Here is a 20,664-nt window from a genome sequence, read left to right on the forward strand (position 1 = left end):
GTCAATCCGCCGCATTAGGTGCTGCGCGCTCATGGCGCTTGTTGCGAGTCGTCCCCCAAGGCTTGATTGATATTCGAGATGGCCCAGATGACCTCTGTCGTCTGAGATCCGGGATTGCGCCAGCGGCGCGGTGTGCTGCTGGCATAACAAAAACTGTCGCCTTCCTTGAGGAGGATGACGCGATCGCCCACCCAAAGCTCCAGCGAACCCTTGAGCACCAAGCCGATCTGCTCGCCTTGCCCCGTGACGAACAGCTCGTTGCCGGTTGAACCGCCGGGTTCGATGGAGGCCCGGCACAGATCCATGCTGCGGCACGCAGGCGGCGTGTACATCTCTTTGCGGATGCCCTTTTCCTGCAAGTCGATGTGCCGGTGCGTTCCCGCGCGGGCCACGCGTCCGTCGTCCTCGCCCTCGGTGTGTTCGGCATTGCGCAGCAGCGAATTGACCGAAACGCCGAATTCACGGGCCAGCAGCTGCAGCACTTTCACGGAGGCGGAGCTCAGGCCGCGCTCGATCTGGCTAAGCAGGCCCAGCGACATGCCGCAGGCGCGGGCCACGTCGGCAAGCGACCGACCATGCTGCTTGCGCAACTGGCGCAGTTGCTGGCCCAGCCAGAGATCAACCGCGGACTCGGGACGCCCGGGCAGGGTTGTCGGAGGCAAGCTGGCACGGCGTTCGGCGGCGGATTGGCTCATGTGAAAATTTCATTTTCATGTAATTTTCAATACTAAGGAGCCGCAAAATCGCCCACAACCTAGGAACATCCCTAGCGGTTGCGGGCGTGAATATCGTGACGGATGGGCGTAGACACGCGGGGCGCGTCAGGACGGATCGGATGTCTCGGGCGTGCCGGGCGCGACCGGGGGCACGTCGCCGGAAACCGTTTTCCGGGGCTTTCGGCGATGTGAAGGCGTCTTGGTCCCCGGCACGTCGATGCCAGTCAATTCCGCCAGGTAACGTTCGTCCAGTTTGCTCAGCCAACCCTGGGCGCGGGCGGCTTCGATCAGTTCGGGCCGCCGCGTGGCGGTCAGCGCCAGCGAACGCTCGCGCCGCCAGCGGGCGATATTGGCGTGATGTCCGCTCAGCAAGGGCGCGGGCACGGACGCACCTTCGTACACCTCTGGGCGGGTGTAGTGCGGACTGTCCAACAGGCCGGACAAGGTCTCGTTGAACGAATCCTGCAAGGCGGAATCGCCGTCGTTGAGCACGCCGGGCAACAGGCGCACGGCGGCATCGATTACCGCCAGCGCAGCGATTTCTCCGCCGGACAGCACGAAGTCGCCCAGCGAGATTTCATGCGTGACGCAGCGCTCGATGAAGCGCTGGTCCACGCCTTCGTAACGGCCGCAAATGAGGATGATGCCCTCGCTCGCGGCCAGCGTTTCAGCGCCGGCCTGGTCGTAGCGCTGGCCTACGGGGGCCAGCAGCGCCACGGGTGCGCGGCCCAGCCCTTGCGCGGCACGCGCTGCCTGGGCGGCATTGACGGCGGCCTCGAGGGGGGCCGCCATCATCACCATTCCGGGGCCGCCGCCGTAGGGACGGTCGTCCACCGTGCGATGCACGTCCTGCGTGAAATCGCGGGGATTCCAGGCGTGCAGGGACCACCGGCCCTGGGCATGAGCCCGGCCGGTGACGCCCAGGTCGCGCACTACCCCGAACATCTCGGGAAAGAGCGTAACGACGTCAAATCGCATCAGAGATCCGCGGGCCAGTCGCTGTCGATGCGGCGGGCAGCCAAATCGACGGCGTGGATGTGCGCGCGTACGAACGGAACGAGCATTTCGGCGGGTCGGCCTTTGGCGTCCAGGATGGGCTCGGGACCTTGGTCCCCCGCCTTCTGGCACAAAATCTTCAAGACGGCGTGAGCGCCGTTATCGAGGACTTCGCCAACCACGCCTATCAGCGCGGGTTCTCCGTTGGCGCTGGTGTACAGCGCACAACCGATAAGATCGACCCAGTAGTATTCGTCTTCCTGGGGCGCGGGAAAAGAACCGCGCGGCGCCTGCACGGAATAACCGCGCAGCGCTTCGGCCTGGTCGCGATCCGCAATGCCCTTCAGTTGCGCCACCACGGTGGCGCCCTGCGAACGGACTTGCACGATCTTGAATGCGACAGGCGCAGACGCGACAGCGCCCCGCGCCAATTCAGGCACAGGGCGAGTCAACCACCATTGAGACGCTGAGAGCAGCACTTCGGCATTGGCCGAATGTGGCTGCACCTTAACCCAGCCTTTCACACCGTAGGCTGCAGTGATGCGGCCCAGCTCGATCAAATCCGTAGGCGCCGCGTTGGAGGTTGCGGCATCAGACATGTATCGTGCTCTTGTTAGTGTTCTTGGTAGCTATAAAGCAATGAACGGCAGCTTTTAAGCGTAGAAAAACTAGCAGCTCAGGCTTTGCGACGCGGGCAATCAAGCCGCGGCGGAAACCTTGGCCGAGTAGTCTTTGACCAGACGCTCGACAGCGGGCGACAGTTGCGCGCCGGTGCCAGTCCAGTATTGCACGCGGTCCAGCGCAATGCGCAGGTTTTCCGTGCCTTCGCTAGCTACGGGGTTGTAGAAACCCACGCGCTCGATGAAGCGGCCGTCGCGACGGTTACGCGAATCGGTGGCCACCAGGTTGTAAAACGGACGCTTCTTGGACCCACCGCGGGCCAGGCGAATCACCACCATAGGTAATCCCTTGAATTAGTTGTGAAAAACGGGAAATTCTAGCACTTAAACAAGCCTGCTGGCAAATGAGAGTGCTGAAATGTGTGAGGCGGCGCGATTTGTATCCTAAAACACCCGCATCCGGGTATTCTACAAACACGGGCCATGGCCCGCCGCAGCCCGAAGTGTAGCCGCCTAGCGGCACTTGCGGCTGCGTAATCGCTACTTTTAATGCGTTTGAGCGGTTGGTGCGTCTGAAGAACAGCCCGATTGGAGAGATCGGTTTTATGTCGTTCTACGCAATAACTCCACGCCTTACCCCGCCAGCATGCGCCCCAGCGGCGCCGGCATCGCCTTTTCTTCAAGTCGTCCCGTCCCGGCGCCCGTGTGGCCCGAGGCCTCGGCCCTTCTTTTCCCGCGTTTTCCCCCAAAACTTCCTCTACCTGGAGGGTGCATCACCATGAAGAAACAAAAATCAGTCTTCGCTCCCGTCGCACGCCTGGCTTTGGCTGGAGTGCTGGCGGGAACACTGGCGATGCCGATGGCCGCGTCCGCGCGAGTGATCGGCGCGGCACTGACGACCGCTTCGGGCCAGGTCACGGCGGTGGACCAGGCCACCCGCACGATCACGCTGCGAGGCCCGAATGGCAACTCGATGGACGTCGTCGCGGGGCCGGACATCCGCAACTTTCAGCAGATCAAGCCCGGCGATACGCTGACGCTCGACTATTACGAGTCGGTCGCGGTGGATGTGCGCCCCGCCGGCTCGGGCGCGCCCGAAGTCGTGACTGAAACCGCGGCCACCCGCAGCGCCAAGGGAGCCCGGCCCGGAGGAGCCGTTGGCCGTCAAACCACGATCACCGCCGAGATCTGGCACATCAACAGAAGCGCGAACCTGGTGATACTGAAGGGTCCGCAAGGCGGCAGGCGCACCATCCAGGTTCGGGACCCCGCGCTGCGCGAGAAGCTGCAGCAACTGAAGGAAGGCGATCTGGTGGACTTCACGATCACGCAGGCGGTTGCGGCGGCCATTCACCGGTAAACATCGGCGGTTTACGAAAAAAAGGCCCGCTGTGCGCGGGCCTTTTTGCCTGAGTCGGACTGCAGCAGACTTAGCGGCGGCGCAGGAAATGCACGCAATGGCCTTCGGCCTCCTGCTGCGCGACCAACACGTTGCCGGTTTGGCGCGCGAAGGCCTGGAAGTCGCGGATGGCGGTGCGGTCGGTGGTGATGACGCGCAACACCTGACCGCTTTCCATCTGCGCCAGTGCCTTCTTGGCCCGCAGGATAGGCAAGGGACAGGTCAGCCCAGTGGCATCGACCTGATGCTCGAAGGCCGGCGCCTGGGCGCCGGCATCCAGGTTGGCATCCACGCCGCTCATCAGAGACGCTCGTCCACCCATTTCTGCACGCCGGCGATCGCCGCGGGCAATGCCGCGAGGTCCGTGCCGCCGCCCATGGCCATATCAGGGCGGCCGCCCCCCTTGCCTCCTACCTGGCTGGCGACAAAGCCGACCAGATCGCCGGCCTTGATGCGGTCGGTCAGGTCGGCGGTCACGCCGCCCACCACGCTGATCTTGCCGTCGGCGGAGCCGGTAGCCAACAGCACCACGGCCGGCTTCAGGCGGTCCTTCAGGTTGTCGACCATGCCGCGCAGCGCCTTGGGATCCACGTCGACGATGCTGGCGGCCAGGACCTTGATGCCCTTGACCTCAACGGCGGCGCTGGAAGCCAGATCATTGCCGGCGCTGGCAGCCAGCTTGTTGCGCGATTGTTCCAGTTCTTTCTCGAGCGCCTTGACCTGATCCTGGACCTGCGCGATGCGGACGGGCAAATCCGCCGGCGTGCTGCGCAGCATGCCCGCGACCTGGGTCAGCAAGGCGTTCTGGTTCTGCACCCAGGCCAGCGCGTTGTCGCCGGTGATGGCTTCGATGCGGCGGACACCCGCGGCCACGCCGCCCTCGGAAACGATCTTGAACAGGCCGATATCGCCCGTGCGGCTGACGTGCGTGCCGCCGCAGAGTTCGCGCGAGAAACCGATGTCCAGCACGCGCACCGTATCGCCGTATTTTTCACCGAACAGCGCCATGGCGCCGCCCTTGACGGCGTCATCGTAGGCCATGACCTGGGCCACCGTGGGGTGATTGGCCAGCACCTCGGCGTTGACGATGGCCTCGACGCGGGCGATCTGCTCCGCGGTCAGCGGCGCGTCCTGCGCGAAGTCGAAACGGGTCTTGTCGGGGTCCACCAGCGAACCGCGCTGCTGCACATGCGCGCCCAGCACCTGGCGCAGCGCCTTGTGCATCAGGTGAGTGGCGGAGTGGTTGCGGACCGTGCGGGCGCGGCGGACCGCGTCCACGCGGGCCAGCAGGGTGTCGCCGACCGACAGCGAACCGGATTCGAGGACGCCGTGGTGGCCGAACACGCCGGCCTGGATCTTCAGGGTGTCGGCGACGGCAAAGCGCACGCCGTCGGCTTCCAGCAGGCCGGTATCACCCACCTGGCCGCCCGATTCCGCGTAGAACGGGGTGGCATCCAGCACGACCACGGCGCTCTGGCCGGCCTTCACTTCCTGGACCTGGGTGCCGTCGACGTACAGCGCCGTGACCTTGACGTTGTCCAGCTCCAGCTTTTCGTAGCCTTCGAAGCGCGTGTCGGCGCCTTCGTAGCTCAGGCCTTCGGCCATCTTGAACTTGCCGGCGGCGCGGGCCTGGTCGCGTTGGCGCTCCATGGCGACCTCGAAGCCAGCCATATCGACTTCAACTTCGCGCTCGCGGCAGATGTCGGCGGTGAGATCCACGGGGAAACCGTAGGTGTCGTACAGGGTGAACAGCGTGGTGCCGTCCAGCACGCCGCCCTTGGGCACATTGGCCAGGGCCGTGTCCAGGATGCGCATGCCGTGCTCGAGGGTTTCGCCGAAGCGCTCTTCTTCCTGCTTGAGCACCTGGGCCACGCGGTCGGCCGTGGCGGCCAGTTCCGGATAGGCTTCGCCCATTTCGGCGACGAGGTCCGGCACCAGGCGATGGAAGAACGGCTTGGTCTGGCCCAGCTTGTAGCCATGGCGCAGCGCGCGGCGCACGATACGGCGCAGCACATAGCCGCGGCCTTCGTTGCTGGGGATCACGCCGTCGACGATCAGGAAGGAGCAGGCGCGGATGTGGTCCGCGATGACCTTGAGCGAGTTGTCTTCCAGGTCCTTGATGCCCGTTTCGCGCGCGGCGGCGGTGATCAGGTGCTGGAAGAGATCGATTTCGTAATTGGAGTGCACGCCCTGCAGGACGGCGGCGATGCGTTCCAGGCCCATGCCGGTATCCACACAGGGACGCGGAAGGCGCGGCATGTTGCCGGCCGCATCGCGTTCGAACTGCATGAACACCAGATTCCAGATCTCGATGTAACGGTCGCCGTCTTCTTCGGGCGAGCCCGGGGGGCCGCCCCAGATCTCGGGGCCGTGGTCGAAGAAGATTTCCGAGCACGGACCGCAAGGCCCGGTGTCGGCCATCTGCCAGAAGTTGTCGGAGGCGTAGCGCGCGCCCTTGTTGTCGCCGATGCGGATGATGCGCTCGGCCGGCACGCCGACTTCCTTGGCCCAGATGTCATAGGCCTCGTCGTCTTCCTGGTACACGGTGACCCAGAGCTTTTCGGCGGGCAGCTTGTAGACCTGCGTCAGCAATTCCCAGGCGTACTGGATGGCGTCGCGCTTGAAGTAGTCGCCAAAGCTGAAATTGCCCAGCATTTCAAAGAACGTATGGTGGCGGGCGGTGTAGCCCACGTTCTCCAGGTCATTGTGCTTGCCCCCGGCGCGCACGCTGCGCTGCGACGAGGTGGCACGCGTATACGACCGCGACTCCTTGCCCGTGAAGACGTCCTTGAACTGGACCATGCCCGAATTGGTGAAAAGCAAGGTCGGGTCGTTGCCCGGGACGAGCGAGGACGAAGGAACAATGGTGTGTCCCTTGGACTTGAAGAATTGCAGAAACTGCTGGCGAATCTCGGAGGATTTCATCGTGGATGAAGCAGAATTTAGGCGAATCGTTGATTATAGAGGGTTGGCGGAAAACCGCGGAAAAGGGGCGCCGCCCCGGAACTGCCCCGGGGGCTACCGCACGCAGACGTAACCGGTGGTCCACCCCTCGGTTTCTGTCCATTTGCCCCCTGCGGACACGATGACACTGGCGTACCCGTCGGGGCAGGAACACTGGCCGGTGCGCGGGTTCGCGGTGGAAACGCCCGTGAAATGGGAACAGCCCAGCGGGTAATTCATGCTGTACGCGCCGCCAAACCCGCCGCTTGCCTGAGCCCAGACCCCCGATTGGCAAGCCAGCAGCTCGCCCTGGGCGGAACTGGCCAGCGCGCCCGATGTGACGCCGCAGTAATGGCCCGGCGTCTCTCGGGCGCCTACCGTCACATAGCCGCCCGCGTGCACGTTGCCGGCGACCGAGAGCGAACCCTGGAGGTCGGGGTCCCGTGTGTCCCGCATTTTCACGTAGCGATTCATATCCGGCTGGCCGCTACCCGCCCCCGCGCCAGCCCACAGCGCCAGGGTTCCCGCCGCATACGTCGGCGCGCCGGCACCCAGGGGATTGGGAAAGCTGTACGCGGCTCCGCGCAGTAACGCAGGCGCCTCGGGCCATACCGCGCCGCCGTAGCCGCCCGCGGCCTCGATGACGGACGCCATGGCAATGTGATCGGTAAACTGCGTCCCTTTTTTAAGCAATGGCTTGTCGGCATAGACCACGCCGTCGATGCGGCAAGGCTCGCCGGGACACGCCGTTGCCCGCAGAATCCTGATGTCCGCGCCGAAGCCCAAGGCCGACTGGTTGGGAAAGTCGCCGGGCAGGTATCCGTTGCTGCGCAATTCGGCCAGGGTGGGCAGGAATGCGTTCACGAACAAGGGAAGCCCTTGGCTGTTGACGGGCCCCTCGCCCTTGGCCATGACGTCGAAATGCCGCGTCAGCACGCCCGCTACCGCCACCCGGACCTGGGTCATCCAGACGCCCGCCGACCGGGCCGCGGCGGCCTCGATGTGGTGCACCACGTCGTTGGATGCCCAGATGGCGACCGCGGTGGCAATGGCCAGCGCCAGCGCCATGGCGGCCAACGAGAAGCCCGCCTGCCGCCGTTGGCCGGCGGCCGCGCGGAAGGGACGGCCCGGCACGCAGTCAGGCCGGCTCATCTTGCGGTGAACACGAAAGTATTCACGTCGCCCTGGCTGCATTGGGCCTGCGCCTGCGCCGCGCGGTAGGGCACGCCGGGCTTGGCTATCGTGTCCTTGACGACCTTGGCGCCGCTGGTTCCCGTGATGGAAATGATCTCCGATACCCGCTGCAGGACCGAGGCGAGCGCGGGGCAGGCCGCGTGGCTGACGCTGGTCAGCGTGAGCGTAAACGCGGATCCCATGCCAGCGCCGTCGACGGCGACAGGCTCGACCCCGACAGTGCCGCTGCCGCCCGTTCCACTGCCACCCAAGCCATGGGCAACGCTGGCCGTCGTGCCCGAGCCCTGCACGGCCAGCACGGTGGAATCGCGCAGCGCATTGGCCAGGGCGCCGGTATCGAGCCCCGTATAGGGCGTGACCCCGCCGCCCTGGGCATTGATTTTCATGCTGGCAACGAAGCGCTGCAGTTCTTCCCCCACCTTGGGCACCTTGTTTTCAATGACGTACGAGCCGATCGCCGGGATGCCGACAATCGCGATCAACAAGACAATGGCGGTGACGATGGATACCTCCATCAACGAGAATCCCCGTTGGCGCATCGCGCCGGACCGGAACCTATCAAGACCTTGCATGGCTACCTCTTTTGAATGAAGGCGCAGCGCGGCTGCGCCGTGATGGCCGGCCGGCTATTGGCTGGCATAGAAGTTGGTCAGTGCCTGACGAAGCTCGTCGATGACCGCGTAGTGCCAGAGCGTGATTCCCAGCACGGTTCCCAGGGACAGGATCAGCAACGACCAGCGCAACACGAGCGCCTGCCGCCGCACTCGATCCAGCAACCGGAGTTCGACCCGCTGGCGCACGCGAGCCAAGCCGGTTTCCACGCCTAGCGCATCCATCATGTCGGCCATGTACCACCACGTTTCGGGGTCCAGCAGCCCCGTGCCGAATATCTCGGGACCGCTCGCGCCGGCGTCGATACGGCTCAGCATGGCCTGCAGGTGCGCATGCAGCCAGGGCTGCGCATCGCGGGCCTGCACGGACAGCGCGTACCGCAAGCGGGTGTCGGCCGCTCCGTGCTGCCGGATGAGCACGGCCAGCAACGAAAGAAAGCGGATCGCCTGAAAATCCCGGTACAACCGCCAAAGCAGCCAGCGATCCAGAACCGCCCTGATGTCTCCGGTGAGGTTCGCCAAGGACCACAGACTCAGCAGGGCCGCACCGAAAAGCAGGACCACCCATAGCGCGAGCCATTGCCGCAAGCCGTTTGCCAGCGCGAACAGCGCGCGCGTCAGGGGCGCGTAGTCATCCGCGGGCACCGCCTGAAACACCTGCTGCAGCCGCGGCACGGTGAAAAAAGGAATGGCGCAAAGCAACGCGAAAGCCACCATTGCCGCCACCACGCCCGTCGCGGCGGCCGACACCAGCGCCTTCCATGCGCCGGATGCCAGCCTGACCGCGCGCGCCAGATCCCGCAGTGCCGCGGCCAGGTCCCCGCCCTCTTCCTGAACGCAGCTGAGCAATTGGCATTCGCTGGACGGCAGCGTGTCGGACCAGGCAACACCCAAGTCGCCGCCGGCAGTGAGATAAGCCGACGCCCAGTGCCCGCACAGGCGGCCGCGCACGGTATCCGGCCCGTATCGGCGCGCGTCGTCGTCGAAGATGTCGCGCAGGCTCTTGCGCCCTTGCGTGCCTTCGACGACGTCGGCCAGATATTCGTAGTAGTCCGCGCGGCGCGAGCGAAAGCGCAGCGCGTCCAACCGCGAACGAGGAACCGCGCCGACGATGCGGGACCAGGGGAATGGGCGCAGCGTGGGATCAGCCATGCACGCCCCCTGCCGGTTCCACGCCCCCGGCGGGCGGCGCCGTGGGCAGGTCGAACCTGCGCAAGAGCGCCCGGGGATCGATTTCGCCGCGGCTGACCTTGTACAGCGCGCAATCCAGCGCCCGCGCGCTGCCCGTGGCCGCGTCGCGCCAGGCTACAGGGCCGGCCGCCTGGGCCTGCTTCTTCAAGCCCAGGTTGTCCCGCCTGCGTACCGAATCAAGAAATCCGTGCGCGCGTTCGGGTTCGATCATTTCGGCGGCGACGCAGCGGCCCACCGTGCCGTTCAGCTCGGGCAATTGCGCACGCCGGCATTCGGGGCATCCCGCTGCGTTCCTGACCCGTAGCGTATCGGTATCGAGCTCGAAAGCCCTTTGCATTTCCCGCACCCACGTCCGCCAGTCCTGCGTGGCGCCCGACGACCGATGCCTCTGGGCCTGGCTCCAAAGGCTGTCCACCGGCAGCGCGCAGCGATTGCAGAGCCGTGGCAGCAAGGTCTGGTAGACGAGCAGCTTCAGGATGCCGGGCGACGCCAGGAAGTCGCGCGACACGCCGATCGCATCCGACGCCAGCCGCTCCGGAATCATGGCCGCCGAACCTGAATGGGTGGTGGCATACAGGCTGACGCCCGAGCTGGCGAGATCCATGAAGGCGCGGCCGGTATGGGTATCCCGGATCTCGCCGATCAGCAGATCGTTCATCGCCGATCGCTTGATGGTCTTGAGCTTGGCATCCAGGGCGGGCCACGCGGAATCCGCCAAGGCACCCGCCAGCGTATTCTGCAGGGCATTGCCAATGTGGTATTCCACCGGGTCTTCCAGCGTGATGACCTTGCGGGTGGGCGCGATGCCGCGCATCAACGCGGCGATGGTGGTGGACTTGCCCGAACCGACGACGCCAGCCAGCACGATGGCGCCGCCGTCGCGCTCGCGCGCCCTGAGCAAGGTCTCGGCCTGCCCCGGCAGGTAGCCCAGCGCAAGCAGGTCGCCGTCGACGGCCGCGTCCAGCCGCAGGATGCGCAGGCACACGGAAGGCCCCGCATCGGCGGCCAGCGATGCCCAGCGCAGCACGATGGGAACGGCGTCCACGTCAAGCGCAATGCGCCCCTGCTGTTCCAGCGCGGGATCGAACACCGCGCCGTTGCCGCCGCGCACGTCCATCCAGGCCACGGCCAGCACCTCCAGCAGCGTGGAACTGGACAGGCCCGTGAACCGCTCCGTGCCGATGTACTCGCCGTGGATCGTGTAACGGACGTGGCCGGCGTCGCGCCGCTGGTTCACATTGATGTGTACGTCGCTGGCGCCTTGGGCCACTCCCCAGCGCACGATGTCAAGGAACAGCGCGGCCAGCGCCGAGACGCGTTCCGCCTGTCTCGTTCTGGTCCAGCGCCCCGGGCCCGGAGCCTGGAACTGGCCGCGGGCGATCATCAGCAGGAGCGGCGCGGAGAGCACATAGCGGGAGGGTTGCGCCATGCGGTGGCCAGCTGCCTTCACCATGCGTTCGACTTCATCGATCTGGTCGCCCACCGTGTACTCCCTCACGGTGAAGATCGCGGCTACGCCCCCTTCCAGCAGTACCGGGCACAGCCGGCCGGCCAGCGAGGCCAGATCGAATTCGCGGCCCAGCGCGCGAACGAACGCCGGATCCAGACGCGCGATGTCTTCCGGTGATTGAAGTTCGGGCGGGCGCACGGCCGGCTCCGCACTCAAGGAGGACGAGATCATGGCCGGGTGCCTCCTGCGTCGAGGCAGGCGGTATGGTCGCGGCCCTCGCGGTGCAGGCGCACGCAGGCCCCATCAATGGACAACAGGCGATAGGCGTCCATCGTGGCCGAGCCCGCGACGGGATCGGCGCGGCCCGCGCGATAACGCAGCAACGCGCCGTTGACGACGACGTCGGCGTTCAGGCTCCTGGCCGTGCCGAATATCGCAGCGACCCGGATGTCGTCCCGCGTTCGCGCCGACGGCGCAGCCGATGCGGTGAATTCGCGTCCGGGTGCGCAAATGCCGGGCACCCTGCAATCCGCAAGGGCGGCAGCGGCATCCGCCCGCAGCAAGGTGAGCACGGTCTCGGTTTCCGGCCAGGGCTGCGGTTCCGGTGTCTGGGGCGAAGCGGCGTGGGCCCGGCAGGCCGCTGCGCCAGCGGCCAACGCGATACCGAGCAAAAGCCGTCCGAGGGCCGACCGGCTGGAAATGCCACGGCTATTCCTGTTCATAGATATCTCCTTGCAATTCGGCAACGAGCGCGCTGGCGGTCAGGCTGGGCCGCAACTGGGGCTGAACGTCCACGACCAGACGGGACCACCGGGCGGCGGGAACGGGCCCAGGCATGAGCGCCATCGAACGCAGCGGCCCGTGCAAGGTCAAGGCCCGCCGCCTGAGGACGGGCAGGTCCATGCGCACCGCGCCCGCCTGCGGAACATCCGCTTGCGCGGGCGCGGCCATGCGCGGCAGCAGCGGAATCGGCGGCGACAGCACCACCGATGCGAAAGCCGGGCGCAGGCCCTGCAATCCCCCCGCCACCTGAGTGTCGACGTGCAGCGCGGAGGGCAGCGCGATGTCGGCCAGCGGTAACGTTCCCGATGCCACGCGCCAAGCCAGCGTGGCCTCTTCGAGCGGTTTGAACGACACTTGCCAGCCGGCTGGCAACAAGGCGTGCAGACTATGATTGTTAGCCAGCGGATGGGCCCTGGCGTAGATTGCCGAACAGTTCCATTCCCGCGCGCCGGCGTCGCACTGCGCCCGGCGCAATGCCCAGCCCCTGACCTGTATGGGCAGCCTGCCCATGGCGGCCAGCAAGCGCCCCAACGCGGCCGGCTCGTGCGCGGCGGTGCCGCGCAGCATGGCCTGGTAGGCGTCGGCGACGGGATCACGGACTGGAGACGGCTGGGGCGTCGGGGGTTGTTTCCTGAGCAGCGGACTGACCGTGCCGTTCCACAAGGGGGGAACCACGGCGGCGCAGACCATGCACGCCAGAAACAAGCGCAACGCCAACGGCAGCTCGGCCCAGCGCGAAGGAAGCGCCGTCAGCCGGGCAGCGGGCTCGGCCGCCTGCTGCAAAGCCGCCCATACCTGGTCCGAAGCGTGCTCTTTCAAGGCCGGGCGCAGGGCAAGCAAGGCCCGCTGTTCATGCTGCGCCGCCTCAAGCGAGCCAAATACCCTATCCGTCTGCGATATCACCGCGCCGCCATGAGCCGCCACGAGCCAATGCCGCCCGTCTGGCAGATGCACCAGGCTATGGCCGCCATCCGGATACAACAGCGCGAACAACTGCGCGGCCGCCTGCAGAGGGGCCGCGCCTGCCCGACGTCCAGCTGGGACGTGGCGGCGGTACCGCCATCCCAAACGCGCCCGGCCATAGCCGGCCACCGTGGCGGGCACGCCGCCCACCACGTAATGCGTCGCCCGCAAGCGCCGGCCGCGCGCACGCGCCAGCGCGGGGACGTTGGATCCGATCAGCGCGAACCAGCGCAGACCGAACGCCAGCATCCGTCCCGAACCCGGACATTCAAGCAGGAAGAACTGCGGGGCCCGGTTCACGCTCAGTATCCTTCTTCGACCTGGGCCGTCACGAGCACCAGCGTGGTCAGGCGTTCGGACGCGGCGCTATCCAGGCCCCCGGCAAGCAGCGGCATCCCTGGCGCCAACCGCTGGCGATCATGCTGATCCTGATTGCGGTCGAAGCCGGAAACGATGACGGGCTGCCCGGGGCGCAGTTCGATCTGCTGCACGGTGCCGCTGCCGTCGATGGTGATCTGCTGAACCTGAACCTGGTTGGCGCTTTCTCCGAAGGTGATGGTCTTCAGGGGCTGTGCAACCGCATTGTCATAGGCGATGGACAAGAGGATCTGGCCGTCTTCCTGTATGTCCGGCAACAGCGTCAGGAACGAACCGACCGTCTCTTCCTTCTGGCTGATGGACACGGCGGGCAGCGACCCGTTGGCGCCGCTGGACGTCATGCCTGGGACCGCGGTGCTTTGCACGCGGTCGATATAGGAGAAAGTGGTTCTGACGGCATGCGTGACGGGCCGGCGGTTCAAGGTCAGGACCGGAATCTTGCTGTGCCGCACGACCGCGCCCATGGTGCTGAGCGCGGAGACGATGCCTTGCGAACCCTGAAACGCCCCCCTGCCGGCCGCCGCCTGAAACAACCCCGCGCCCGTGCCCGATGCGCCGGGCACGGCAAGCCTTGCGGTAGCGCCCGCCGCGGCATAGAGGACGTTCCAGTCGATGCCGCCCGAGGCCTCGCTGTTGGCAATCAGGGTTATTTCCTCGAATACCAGGCGCACGCGGCGGGTGAGCGCCTTGTTCTCGCGCTCGAGGTAGCGGGCAACCCGGTCCAGGGCCTCTGGCGTATCGGTCACGACGAGCGTGGTGGCGCCATCCACCGGATCTCCGATCACGCCGGACCGGGTCAGGAAGGGCAGGATGCTGGCGCGCAGAATGGCCATCGCGTTGTGCTCACCCGCAGAGAGGGAGGTATTGGAAGTGCTTTCGAAGCCCTCTCCTTCCGCGCTGCCTGAACGGCCCAGCCTGACGTCGACCTTGCTGGCCAGCGACAGCGCCCGAAGGTCAAACACGCGCGTATCGGTGCGGTAGAACTCCAGCGCGTTGTGTTCGTAGCGCCAATGGACCGAAAAGCGCGCGGCCAACGCGTCCAGCAGATCGGCAAGCGGCTGCGGATCCGCGCGCACCTCGATACGGACAGGAGCGGAAAGCGCCAAGGACCCGCTGATGGCCAGGCGCGGCAGGAACAGATCCTGAGGCAGCAGCGCATCCGGACGAACCCGCACCGCGATGCCGGTGGCGGCGGTCAGGCGCTGGGCCAGCGTGGGAAGGTCGGCGTCGTCCGCGAGCATGAGCGTGGTTTGCACATTTTCCCGAAGCGCGGGCGGCAGCAGGACCTCGCGCGCGAGCGGCTGCGGCTTGCCCGCCAGCCAGGGAGCCGCCACCTCTTGCGCGTCAAGACGCGCCTGGCGGTCCGACAGGCCGTCGGCGAAGGCCTGATGACGGGCGGCCACATCGGCATGTCTGCCGATGGCCGTGCGGCGCAGCTCGGATACCTGCTGCGACACCGCGCAGCCGCCCAGGACGCAGGACATCGCGGCGGAGACAAGCAGTCTGGGATTCATGCCGCGGCCCCTTGCGACGCCGCTGCCCGTGAGCAGGATTGGGCCAGGGGAACGACGCGCAGCACGCGGTTGCCGTAGAAGCACGGTTGCAGCGGCCTGTCCGCCAATTCGGTGGCCCCCAGCAGCCCGCGCACCGCGGATTTGAAGTCGCCGGAGAATTCGGCGGTGGCGGACAGGGGGATGTCCACATCCACGGCCCAATGCTGAGGCTGGAATGTCCAGCCCGCCGTGTCGGCCCAACGCGCCAGCACGGCCCGCAGCGTAGCGTCCGGCGGCGCTGCGCGGAATGGCGCGACAGGCGCGGCGGCGGACGCGGCCGGAACGGCGTCCGTGGGCGGCGTGCGCGCGGGGGAGCCGCCCGCGATGACGGCATCGGCGGGAAGGCGGCCTGGGGATTCATGCCCCGGCGCCCCGGACGATGCCGGATTCGGCGCCATGCCAGGGGCGGCATCTTGCCTGCCGGCGGTGGTGTCGCCGGCGCGGCGTTCCGATTCTGCCTCTTGCGCCGGACCCGGTTCGGCGGACTGTGCCCGCTGCGCTTTGGCCGTCAGCCGCCCGCCTCGAAAGGACAGGCCTTTCCAGGCGCCTGCGACCACCACGTAGGGATCGCGGCGCACATAGGGCAAGGCGCGCTCGCCGTCGCTGCCCACGCCGAAGATCGCGGGCAGGGGCTGGCCCGGCACGAACTGCAGCCAGGTTTCGCGGCCGTCGTCGAACACCTGCAAGGGCGCGACGGCGGGATCACCGGACAGTTGCCAGTCGAAGCGGAAGCCTTGCGCGGGCGGACTGGCGGCCCACGGCGGCCCGCCCGCGCCTGGCCCGGACCACGTGCATGCGCCCAGGCAGGACAGCCCGGCCGCCAGGAAGAAGATTCGTACCATGCCTCACCGCAAACAAAGGGCGCATCGGGAGCGACACGCATGAGAGGCATGGTGGGTGAGAGCTTGCGCTGCCGCCAGACTGGCATGTACGCATGGATGGATTGATCCATGCCGCCGGCAAGGGATCGGCCGACGAAAAAAAAGCCCGGTCCAGAGACCGGGCTTTCGCGGAAAACGCGTGGCGCGTCAGCGGCGCGCCGTGGCGATCAGCGTTGCGGTTGCGCCGCGATGCTGCGCGCCTGCGAGGCGGCGTTGTTCAAGGCCGCGACCGGGGGCACCTTGCCTTCGAAGGCATCGGTGAGCTCCTTGTTCAGCACGGGCTCGATGCGTTCGTAGTTGGCCATGCGGAACCCGCGGCTGTTGGCCACCGGCTTGGCGCTCATGGAAGCGATCAGCGTCTGGGCGCCCGGGATGCGGCTGTAGAACGAAACATCGGACGCACGGAAAGCGGCTTCGGTCAGCGGCAGATAACCGGTGCGCTGGTGCCATTCGGCGGCGACAACCGGCTTGGAGAGCCAGGCCAGGAACTGAGCGGTGGCTTTTTCCTGGTCCTTGGGGTGGCCGTCGAGCGCCCACAATGCCGAACCGCTCACGAACGGCTTGCCGCCTTCCTTGGTGGCCTGGTCGTAGTAAGGCAGGGGCGCCACGCCGAACGACAGCGACTTGGTGGCAAGGAACTGACCGAACGCGCCCGAGTTGGCCGTCAGCACCGCACATTCGCCCTTGGCGAACAGCTTGTCGCTGGCGTTGTCGCCGGAGTACGCCATGAACAGCAGCGAACGCTTCCAGCTCACCATCATCGAGATGTGGCGCATGTAGAGCGTGTCGAACTGCATGGCGGGCGCGGCAGACTTCTTGCTGACGGCGTCAAGGCCATTGTTATTGCTGGTGAACTGCTGATTGTTGACCGGCGCCAGGTTCTCGAGGTGGACCGCGACCTGATCGCTGGAAGCGTAGGGGCAATCGATATCAGCCACGTCGCGCAGCTTGAGCAATTCGGCCTGCAGGCCGGTCCAGGTGCGGGCCGGCTTGTTGGGATCCAGGCCGGCCTTCTTGTAGGCGGCGGTGTTGTAGAACATCACCGGCACTTCGGCCATCCAGGGGAAGGCCAGCAGGCGACCCTTGCTGTCGCGGGTGAAGCTGCTGGTGGCGGGGATGAACCAGTTCAGGTCCTTGATCGGGTACTTGGCCAGCAATTCGTACAGCGGAAGCACCGCCTTGTGCTGGGCCACGACTTCGGGCGAGTGGTTGTCGTTCAACTGCAGCAGGTTCGGGCCCTTCTTGGCCTTGACCGCGGACACGGCCTCCTGTTGGAGGGCGTTGGGCGACGCAAAGCCGCGCAGCGTGACGCGGACGTCGTCCTGTTCCTTGTTGTATTGCTTGGCGAGCTTTTCAAACTCTGCCTTGTTAGCGTCGGACAGTGTGTGCCAGACCTGGATCTCGACGGGCGCGGCATGCGCCGCGCCGGCCATCGCCATGGCGGCGCCAAATACCCATGCGCGCCGGCTGGCGAACATCGCGCGGGCAACGCCCGCCAATTGCAGTTTCTTCATAGGTTCACAGACCAAGAAAAGGGAATTCCGGTTCTGGCCGCCGTCCACTGAGCAGATCGGCCAATGCCCGGCCCGAGCCAACACCCATCGTCCAGCCAAGCGTACCGTGTCCTGTATTGATATACAAATTGGGGATACGGCTACGGCCGATGATGGGCACGTTCGAGGGGGTGGACGGGCGCAAGCCCGCCCAATAGCTGACACGCCCGAAATCGAGCGCGTCGGGAAAGAGTTCACGCGCCAGGCGCGTCATGGCTTCGCAACGGCCCGTATTGAGGCCGCGGGAATAGCCGGAAAGTTCCGCGGTGCCCGCCATGCGCAGCCTGTCGCCCAGTCGCGAGAAGACGACCTTGTGGCTGCTGTCCGTGAGGCTGACCGTCGGCGTGGCGGCGGGATTCAGGACCGGGAACGTCGCCGAATATCCCTTGGCCGGATAGACGTTGCAGGGGATGCCCAGGGGACGCAGCAATGCGGGGCTGAAGCTGCCCATCGCCACCACATAGGCATCGGCCGCCAGCGTGGCGTACTGCCCGTCGGGCTCGATGAGTTCCACGCCCGTCACGGTGCCCCCGGTGGTCAGGAGCCGCGTCGCGCGCGTGCTGTAGCGGAACTCGACACCCGCGCGCGCGCAGCGTTCGGCCAGCGCCACAGTGAACAGATGCACGTCCCCGCTTTCGTCCTCGGGCGTGTAGTCGCCCCCGACGATGGTTCGGCGATGCGGCGCCAGCGCGGGCTCGATCGCAACGACTTCGTCGGCGGAGACGACGCGGCGCTCGACGCCGAAATCGCGCATCAGGCCAGCGGCGCGCTGCGAGTTTTCGAATTCGTGGGGATCGCGGTAGAAATTGAGGATGCCGCGTTCGAGGTGGTCATATTGGATGCCCAGATCCGCGCGCATGCCGCGCAAGGTGGCGCGGCTGTATTCCGCCATGCGGACCATGGCGCGGATGTTCGGAGCTAGGCGGCCGGGCAGGCATTCGCGCAGGAACGCCAGGCCCCACATCCATTGCCGCCAGTCCAGTTGGGGCCGGAACAGCAGGGGCGCGTCGTCCCGGAACATCCATTTGAGCAGCTTGAGCGGCGCCTGCGGGTTGGCCCAGGGCTCGGCATAGGACACGGAAATCTGCGCGCCATTGGCCAGGCTGGTTTCCTGTGCGGGACCGGTGCAGCGATCTATGACCACGACGTCGTGGCCCGCCTGGCTTAGCCACCAGGCGCTGGAGATGCCGATAATGCCGCTACCCAATACCGCTACTTTCATGCCCGCATTGCTCCTTGCACGCCAGTTCCGTTCGTGGACCCGATGTCCGCGCCCCCTGGCAAGCCGCCGCCAAAGCAGTTTACCCCGCCGCTTTGCCGCCGCCTAAGTAATAAAAAGGGGCGGAAGTCACAGACCTTTTCAGGTTCATGCGTTCCGCCCCTTCCGCTTATCTCATGTTACTTACGACGCGGCTTTCGCCAGGTCGGCTTCGGACGTGAAGGCGTCCGCGTAGAACTCTTCCGGCGGCAGGGCATTCTGCACGCTGAACTCGCGCCGCGCCGCATCCACCATCAACGGCGTGCCGCAGGCATAGACCTGATGGCCCGACAGATCGGGGATATCGGCCATGACGGCTTCGTGGACAAATCCGGTGCGGCCGGTCCAGCCGTCTTCCTGCAAGGCATTGGAAACGACGGGCACGTAGCTGAAGTTCGGCAGCAGCCCGGACCAGGATTGCGCCAGCGCGTGCATGTAGAGGTCTTGGGGACGGCGGCCGCCCCAGTAGAGCGTGACCGGGCGGGCAATGTTCTCGTGGATCATGTGTTCCACGATCGCCTTGACCGGCGCGAAACCGGTGCCGCTGGCAAGCAGCACGATGGGCTTGTCGCTGTCTTCACGCAGGAAGAACGAACCGAACGGCCCTTCGAGGCGCAGGATCTCGCGCTCTTTCATCTGCGTGTCGCCTGCGCCGAAGACGTGGTCGGTGAACAGGCCGCCGGGCATGTGGCGGATGTGCAGCTCCAGGGGGCTGCCGGTGTGCGGCGCGCCTGCCATCGAGTAGCTGCGGCGGCGGCCGTCCTTCAGGATGACTTCCACATACTGCCCCGCGTAGTAGCGGAACTGCTCGGACGCCGGCAACTGCAGTTTGAGCACCGTGACATCGGGCGCCACGCGTTCCAGCGTCTGCACGCGCGACGGCAGCTTGCGGATCTGGATATCGCTGGCCAGCCGGACCTCGGTGGATTCGACCACCAGATCGGACTCGGGCCGCGCCTGGCAAAACAGCGTATAGCCGTCGGCCAGTTCTTCGGGCGAGAGTATCTGCGCGGGATACTGGCCGGCGTCGTAGTCTCCGGACACCACTTTGCCCTTGCACGTGGAGCACGCGCCGTTGCGACAGCTATAGGGCAGCACAATGCCTGCCGCCAGCGCGGCGTCGAGCACGGTCTGGCCGGGCTCGACCGGAAATTGATGCTTGCTGGGTTGGATGATGACCTGGAAGCTCATGATGAAACGGTTCAGAGTCGACGAAGCGCCTGCCGGCATGGCCGGAATGGCGCTCCGCCCGGCCCGGCGTCAAGCCGGGAACTTGCGGATTTCCTTGACGCGGTTCGCATCGTCCACCAGCACGACTTGCGGCTTGTGCGTGGCCGAATCGGCTTCCGACATCGGGCCATAGGTGCAGATGATCAGCAGATCGCCCACCTGGGCCCGGCGCGCGGCCGCGCCGTTCAACGAAATGGCGCCGCTGCCGCGGGCAGCCTTGATGATGTAGGTGTCGAAACGTTCGCCATTGGTGACGTTATAGAGTTCGATGCGTTCGAACTCGCGCATGCCGGCAGCGTCCAGCAGGTCTTCGTCGATGCCGCAAGAACCCTCGTAGTGGAGGTCGGCTTCGGTGACCGTGACGCGGTGCAGCTTTGCCCGCAGCATGATGCGTTGCATAAAAAATATCCTGGTTTCGCGGCCCGGAACGCGAAGTGTTGCAAGAGTTGATACGCGGCACCCGGTTTTGCCGCCGAAAGCCGGTATTCTATAATTTTTGCCGCAACGGGACGGCCCGCTGCTGCGCACAGTCAAACGGCTGGCGCTTTTTCCGGGGACGACCCCTGTATGTGCCGGCGCCCTGCCGGCACCGCAAGCAAGGGAGTCGCGCATGACCTGGATCATCCTGGTACTGGCAGGCCTGTTCGAAATCGTCTGGGCCGTCGGCCTGAAATACACCCACGGGTTCACCCGTCTTTGGCCGTCCCTGATTACCGCGGGCGGCATGGCCATCAGTTTCTGGCTGCTTGCCCTTGCCATGAAAACCCTGCCCCTGGGCACCGCCTACGCCGTGTGGGTAGGTATCGGCACGGTCGGCGCCTTCGTGGCGGGCATCGTGCTGTTCGGGGAATCGACGAGCTGGCTGCGCATCGCCAGCGTCGCCCTGATCGTGCTGGGCCTGGTTGGGCTGAAGCTGTCTTCGCCCTGAGGCCCGGGCCGGGCGGC

The 20,664-nt window shown here is 66.2% G+C and carries 20 protein-coding genes; 2 read left to right on the plus strand and 18 right to left on the minus strand.

The window, feature by feature from the left end; translation table 11 throughout:
- Positions 1 to 29 precede the first annotated feature (29 nt).
- The 4 genes from ASE30_RS07960 to rpsP form a co-directional block, all read right to left on the minus strand.
- On the minus strand, positions 30 to 695 hold the full coding sequence (locus ASE30_RS07960) for a helix-turn-helix domain-containing protein (RefSeq protein WP_057283764.1): 666 nt from the start codon (positions 693 to 695) through the stop codon (positions 30 to 32).
- A gap of 126 nt (positions 696 to 821) precedes the next feature.
- Entirely contained in the window at positions 822 to 1,694 is an 873-nt protein-coding gene (trmD, locus tag ASE30_RS07965) for a tRNA (guanosine(37)-N1)-methyltransferase TrmD (protein ID WP_057283765.1), read from the minus strand.
- Positions 1,694 to 2,311: a ribosome maturation factor RimM gene (gene rimM / locus ASE30_RS07970; RefSeq protein ID WP_057283766.1), complete on the minus strand. Its 618-nt coding sequence runs from the start codon at positions 2,309 to 2,311 to the stop codon at positions 1,694 to 1,696. Before rimM ends, trmD begins: the two co-directional genes overlap by 1 nt.
- A 99-nt stretch (positions 2,312 to 2,410) precedes the next feature.
- Positions 2,411 to 2,671, minus strand: coding sequence for a 30S ribosomal protein S16 (gene rpsP / locus ASE30_RS07975; RefSeq protein ID WP_006224007.1), 261 nt, complete (start codon positions 2,669 to 2,671; stop codon positions 2,411 to 2,413).
- Positions 2,672 to 3,110: 439 nt separating this feature from the next.
- Between rpsP and ASE30_RS07980 the strand changes: the two genes are divergently transcribed.
- Complete coding sequence (locus tag ASE30_RS07980; protein WP_057283767.1) at positions 3,111 to 3,692, plus strand: hypothetical protein; 582 nt, start codon at positions 3,111 to 3,113, stop codon at positions 3,690 to 3,692.
- 70 nt (positions 3,693 to 3,762) lie between these two features.
- On the opposite strand, the gene ASE30_RS07985 is transcribed toward ASE30_RS07980, so the two are convergent.
- The 14 genes from ASE30_RS07985 to panD all read right to left on the minus strand — a co-directional run bounded on the left by ASE30_RS07985 (position 3,763) and on the right by panD (position 20,118).
- Positions 3,763 to 4,032 (minus strand): sulfurtransferase TusA family protein, encoded by a 270-nt coding sequence (locus tag ASE30_RS07985; protein WP_057283768.1) that lies wholly within the window; start codon positions 4,030 to 4,032, stop codon positions 3,763 to 3,765.
- A complete protein-coding gene (gene alaS, locus ASE30_RS07990) occupies positions 4,032 to 6,656 on the minus strand; it encodes an alanine--tRNA ligase (RefSeq protein ID WP_057283769.1) in 2,625 nt (874 codons plus the stop codon). The genes ASE30_RS07985 and alaS overlap by 1 nt, the downstream gene beginning before the upstream one ends.
- Before the next feature lie 93 nt (positions 6,657 to 6,749).
- Positions 6,750 to 7,826 carry a hypothetical protein gene (locus ASE30_RS07995; protein WP_057283770.1) on the minus strand — a complete coding sequence of 359 codons (1,077 nt, stop codon included), beginning with the start codon at positions 7,824 to 7,826 and terminating at the stop codon, positions 6,750 to 6,752.
- The gene (locus ASE30_RS08000) at positions 7,823 to 8,440 is read right to left on the minus strand and encodes a type 4 pilus major pilin (RefSeq protein ID WP_057283771.1); all 618 of its coding nucleotides are present in this window, start codon (positions 8,438 to 8,440) and stop codon (positions 7,823 to 7,825) included. The genes ASE30_RS07995 and ASE30_RS08000 overlap by 4 nt, the downstream gene beginning before the upstream one ends.
- 54 nt (positions 8,441 to 8,494) lie before the next feature.
- Positions 8,495 to 9,631 carry a hypothetical protein gene (locus ASE30_RS08005; protein ID WP_057283772.1) on the minus strand — a complete coding sequence of 379 codons (1,137 nt, stop codon included), beginning with the start codon at positions 9,629 to 9,631 and terminating at the stop codon, positions 8,495 to 8,497.
- Positions 9,624 to 11,351 carry an ATPase, T2SS/T4P/T4SS family gene (locus ASE30_RS08010; protein WP_057283773.1) on the minus strand — a complete coding sequence of 576 codons (1,728 nt, stop codon included), beginning with the start codon at positions 11,349 to 11,351 and terminating at the stop codon, positions 9,624 to 9,626. Before ASE30_RS08010 ends, ASE30_RS08005 begins: the two co-directional genes overlap by 8 nt.
- The gene (locus ASE30_RS08015; protein WP_057283774.1) at positions 11,348 to 11,842 is read right to left on the minus strand and encodes a hypothetical protein; all 495 of its coding nucleotides are present in this window, start codon (positions 11,840 to 11,842) and stop codon (positions 11,348 to 11,350) included. The genes ASE30_RS08010 and ASE30_RS08015 overlap by 4 nt, the downstream gene beginning before the upstream one ends.
- Positions 11,829 to 13,166, minus strand: coding sequence for a hypothetical protein (locus tag ASE30_RS08020; RefSeq protein WP_235515215.1), 1,338 nt, complete (start codon positions 13,164 to 13,166; stop codon positions 11,829 to 11,831). Before ASE30_RS08020 ends, ASE30_RS08015 begins: the two co-directional genes overlap by 14 nt.
- Positions 13,167 to 13,168: 2 nt before the next feature.
- The gene (locus ASE30_RS08025) at positions 13,169 to 14,758 is read right to left on the minus strand and encodes a hypothetical protein (protein ID WP_057283775.1); all 1,590 of its coding nucleotides are present in this window, start codon (positions 14,756 to 14,758) and stop codon (positions 13,169 to 13,171) included.
- Entirely contained in the window at positions 14,755 to 15,639 is an 885-nt protein-coding gene (locus tag ASE30_RS08030) for a TcpQ domain-containing protein (RefSeq protein ID WP_057283776.1), read from the minus strand. Before ASE30_RS08030 ends, ASE30_RS08025 begins: the two co-directional genes overlap by 4 nt.
- Positions 15,640 to 15,845: 206 nt before the next feature.
- Positions 15,846 to 17,192: an extracellular solute-binding protein gene (locus ASE30_RS08035; RefSeq protein WP_057283777.1), complete on the minus strand. Its 1,347-nt coding sequence runs from the start codon at positions 17,190 to 17,192 to the stop codon at positions 15,846 to 15,848.
- A gap of 4 nt (positions 17,193 to 17,196) precedes the next feature.
- Positions 17,197 to 18,453 carry a D-amino acid dehydrogenase gene (locus ASE30_RS08040; protein WP_057283778.1) on the minus strand — a complete coding sequence of 419 codons (1,257 nt, stop codon included), beginning with the start codon at positions 18,451 to 18,453 and terminating at the stop codon, positions 17,197 to 17,199.
- A 180-nt stretch (positions 18,454 to 18,633) separates the two neighbouring features.
- Positions 18,634 to 19,680 carry a CDP-6-deoxy-delta-3,4-glucoseen reductase gene (locus ASE30_RS08045; protein ID WP_057283820.1) on the minus strand — a complete coding sequence of 349 codons (1,047 nt, stop codon included), beginning with the start codon at positions 19,678 to 19,680 and terminating at the stop codon, positions 18,634 to 18,636.
- Between the two features lie 69 nt (positions 19,681 to 19,749).
- Positions 19,750 to 20,118 carry an aspartate 1-decarboxylase gene (panD, locus tag ASE30_RS08050; RefSeq protein ID WP_006224022.1) on the minus strand — a complete coding sequence of 123 codons (369 nt, stop codon included), beginning with the start codon at positions 20,116 to 20,118 and terminating at the stop codon, positions 19,750 to 19,752.
- Positions 20,119 to 20,329: 211 nt separating this feature from the next.
- On the opposite strand from panD, the gene sugE reads away from it, so the two are divergent.
- Positions 20,330 to 20,647: a quaternary ammonium compound efflux SMR transporter SugE gene (gene sugE / locus ASE30_RS08055; protein WP_057283779.1), complete on the plus strand. Its 318-nt coding sequence runs from the start codon at positions 20,330 to 20,332 to the stop codon at positions 20,645 to 20,647.
- Positions 20,648 to 20,664: the final 17 nt, after the last annotated feature.

Source organism: Achromobacter sp. Root83 (genome assembly GCF_001428845.1).
Classification (GTDB): domain Bacteria; phylum Pseudomonadota; class Gammaproteobacteria; order Burkholderiales; family Burkholderiaceae_B; genus Achromobacter.

Coding starts and splice junctions, on each gene's coding strand:
- ASE30_RS07960 (WP_057283764.1), bottom strand. CDS start 695: ATGAGCCAATCCGCCGCCGAACGCCGTGCCAGCTTGCCTCCGACAACC.
- trmD (WP_057283765.1), bottom strand. CDS start 1,694: ATGCGATTTGACGTCGTTACGCTCTTTCCCGAGATGTTCGGGGTAGTG.
- rimM (WP_057283766.1), bottom strand. CDS start 2,311: ATGTCTGATGCCGCAACCTCCAACGCGGCGCCTACGGATTTGATCGAG.
- rpsP (WP_006224007.1), bottom strand. CDS start 2,671: ATGGTGGTGATTCGCCTGGCCCGCGGTGGGTCCAAGAAGCGTCCGTTT.
- ASE30_RS07980 (WP_057283767.1), top strand. CDS start 3,111: ATGAAGAAACAAAAATCAGTCTTCGCTCCCGTCGCACGCCTGGCTTTG.
- ASE30_RS07985 (WP_057283768.1), bottom strand. CDS start 4,032: ATGAGCGGCGTGGATGCCAACCTGGATGCCGGCGCCCAGGCGCCGGCC.
- alaS (WP_057283769.1), bottom strand. CDS start 6,656: ATGAAATCCTCCGAGATTCGCCAGCAGTTTCTGCAATTCTTCAAGTCC.
- ASE30_RS07995 (WP_057283770.1), bottom strand. CDS start 7,826: ATGAGCCGGCCTGACTGCGTGCCGGGCCGTCCCTTCCGCGCGGCCGCC.
- ASE30_RS08000 (WP_057283771.1), bottom strand. CDS start 8,440: ATGCAAGGTCTTGATAGGTTCCGGTCCGGCGCGATGCGCCAACGGGGA.
- ASE30_RS08005 (WP_057283772.1), bottom strand. CDS start 9,631: ATGGCTGATCCCACGCTGCGCCCATTCCCCTGGTCCCGCATCGTCGGC.
- ASE30_RS08010 (WP_057283773.1), bottom strand. CDS start 11,351: ATGATCTCGTCCTCCTTGAGTGCGGAGCCGGCCGTGCGCCCGCCCGAA.
- ASE30_RS08015 (WP_057283774.1), bottom strand. CDS start 11,842: ATGAACAGGAATAGCCGTGGCATTTCCAGCCGGTCGGCCCTCGGACGG.
- ASE30_RS08025 (WP_057283775.1), bottom strand. CDS start 14,758: ATGAATCCCAGACTGCTTGTCTCCGCCGCGATGTCCTGCGTCCTGGGC.
- ASE30_RS08030 (WP_057283776.1), bottom strand. CDS start 15,639: ATGGTACGAATCTTCTTCCTGGCGGCCGGGCTGTCCTGCCTGGGCGCA.
- ASE30_RS08035 (WP_057283777.1), bottom strand. CDS start 17,192: ATGAAGAAACTGCAATTGGCGGGCGTTGCCCGCGCGATGTTCGCCAGC.
- ASE30_RS08040 (WP_057283778.1), bottom strand. CDS start 18,453: ATGAAAGTAGCGGTATTGGGTAGCGGCATTATCGGCATCTCCAGCGCC.
- ASE30_RS08045 (WP_057283820.1), bottom strand. CDS start 19,680: ATGAGCTTCCAGGTCATCATCCAACCCAGCAAGCATCAATTTCCGGTC.
- panD (WP_006224022.1), bottom strand. CDS start 20,118: ATGCAACGCATCATGCTGCGGGCAAAGCTGCACCGCGTCACGGTCACC.
- sugE (WP_057283779.1), top strand. CDS start 20,330: ATGACCTGGATCATCCTGGTACTGGCAGGCCTGTTCGAAATCGTCTGG.